Origin of the sequence: Campylobacter sp. RM5063, from assembly GCF_024723655.1 — a bacterium.
Taxonomy (GTDB): Bacteria; Campylobacterota; Campylobacteria; order Campylobacterales; family Campylobacteraceae; genus Campylobacter_D; species Campylobacter_D lari_D.
The window spans coordinates 1-2,681 of sequence record NZ_JANQDA010000042.1 but is presented as its reverse complement, the minus strand read 5'-3'; the positions used below and the strand labels follow the sequence as shown (position 1 = coordinate 2,681).

At 27.4% G+C, this 2,681-nt stretch carries 1 protein-coding gene; it reads right to left on the bottom strand.

The window, feature by feature from the left end:
* Window positions 1-174 precede the first annotated feature (174 nt).
* Window positions 175-2,681, bottom strand: a 2,507-nt coding sequence (locus CAMP5063_RS08195; protein WP_337195153.1) for a hypothetical protein, incomplete at its 5' end; no start/stop codon positions are given.

The following is a 2,681-nucleotide window of genomic DNA, read 5'->3' as shown; positions in this document are numbered from 1 at the left end:
TATACTCCCACTAGTCCCATGAGTAAATTTACCACCACTAGGTAAGTGATTTGGATTAAGTGGTTTATCTGCTGCCACCATAGGTGATAATAGCATTGATACAGTTATGCCTGAGAGTATGATGTGATTTGATAGTTTATGTGTTTTCATAATTAATCCTTTTGGTGCATTGTTTTAATTTAAATTCACTACTATGCTTTTTGCATCTTTACTTACACTTAGAGTGTATTTAGCTTTTTGAACTTTTGCTTTAATATTTTTATGTAAGCTTTGATTGTTTTTAGTGATAGTTTCTAATAAGCTTTGTAAGTCTTTTTGATTTAAGTGTTTATTATTTGCATCTACAAAGCCTTTTTCACTTTGCATTAAAATAATGCTTTTATTTTTTACATTATTGTTTGTATATACATTAATAGAACTATCTTTAGAAAGATTAATCACTTCTTTAGCACTTAAATAAGCTTTAGTATCATCTTTTAAGATAAAGCTATAATGATCAAAGTTATTGATAGTATTTGCTTTTATATTTGTATTTAATATTAAATGATTATTAGTACCATTTTTATGTGTTAGAACTTTTGATACAAAGTTATTGTCTTTTTTAGTTTGTAAAAAGCTTCCTGCTAATACTTCTATATTAGTATTGTTGAAAATATTAGTATTACCGCTTAGATATAAGGTATTATTATAGCTTTTATCATTTTCACTATATACACCAGAAGCGCTTATAAATATAGCTTTGTTGTTTTTATACTCATCTATATTTAAATTATTTATATGAGTATAATTATCATGAGTATTCTTAGCTATACCTGCACTAATTATTATTTCCCCTTCTCTTTTATCAGAAGCTGTACCTAGGGCTAAGTTATCAAAGATAAAAGTATTATTAGCGCTTTCATTTTTTGCATTAATAATATATACATTAGAACTAGCTGCACTTGAATAATCTTTAATATTTAAAGTATTATCATTAGCATTTTCATTAGCTCTTAAAATGATTTTAGAACCTTTATCTATATTAGAAGCATTAGATAAAGATTGCACCATATTATATTTTATAGTGTTTTTTTCTAAATTATCAGCTTCTATAATAGCAGTTAGGTTTCTACCTGATTTTACATTATCTAAAACTATACTATTAGCATTAGCACTACTAGCATAATAATCTTTATTATCTATACTAACCTTACTAACTCCATATAAGTATAAAGGCATAGCTATATTTGAGTTTTTAATAACAATATTGTTATTATTTGCTTTAGAACTTAGAGTTTGTGCTGCTGTGATTTGAATTTTATCTTGATGATTTTCAGTGGTAAGTCCTTTGGTTAAGTCTCCATTGATATTTATACTATTTCTACTAGCTCCTTTAGTAGCTACTCCACCATAAAGATTAAACTCATTTTTACCTGTAAAATTAGAATTGATTTCAAATGGCTTTTTAAGAGTAATATTAATATTATTATCATTAGCTATGCCATTATTAGTTATACCTGCATAAAAGTCTAAGAGTGCTTTTACTTCTATATTGGTATTTAATGCTAATAAGGTTTGCAAGTCTTTTATATCTATGGTGTTTTTATAAGCATTGCCTTGTATGATTTTACCCCCATAAACTGCTCCTACTAAAATAGCATTGTATGCTAATGGAGTATTTTTAGTATCCACTCTTAAATCTAGTTTTAAATCATTAATAATTACACCATTATTGCTTACTTCATAGCTTTGATTATTATTTACATCTACAAAAGCTCCACCTAAGTGAGTAGCAGCTGATGTTGAATAAGCTCCACTTGGACCATGGACTAATAAAGAAGCTCCATCTATAATAACCTTATTATTTTTAGCATTGCCATTATAAGTATAAGCTCCCACTACATGAGTCATTCTCTCATCAAAAATATTATCCCCTAAAGTGCTTTGTTTATAAGGGGTAGTATGAAAGTCTATCTTTACTCCCTTATTTAATATCACAGTATTATTATTAGTATTAGCATCAACCCCAAAAGCACCTAAGATATAAGGAGCACCATTTAAAGGTAAGGTATAGGTGTTTTCAACACCCATATTTACATAGGCATCTTTTAAGAAATTTAAAGTGTTATTGCTTGCTTCACCTTTTCTTGCTATAGCTGGAGTGATTAAAAAATTATATTTATTATCTAAGCCACTAGCTTTAGGATTAATTACTTCTTTATCGGTAGGTTTTAAATAATATACTGAAGATAATTCCCCTGCTTTTAATACTAAGGTATTATTATTTGCTTTTGCATTAAAGGTATAGGCTGAAACTAAAAAAGGTATATAGCTGATTTGATTTAGGGTAGTATTAGCTGAGTTAGAACTATGAAAGCCATTAACTACAAAAATATCTTCTTTAATACTTGGAGTGAGTATGTCTTGTTTAAAATATAAATCATTCATTTTTTCATGAGCTTTGTTTTTAGGATTATCATATATTAAAGTAATATTTGAAAGGTTTTTATTGCTAGCCATTTGGCCATAGAAGTTTTTACCACTTAAGAGTTTATATGTATCAAGGTTATAATCATAGACATCATTATTATTAAATTTGTGTTGTTTGATAATATAAGCATTAGAAGTTTTATCATAATTTGCCTGGGTGGCAGCTTCTAAAGAGTTTAAGGAAAATATAGTGAGTAGGGAAAGTTTTAATA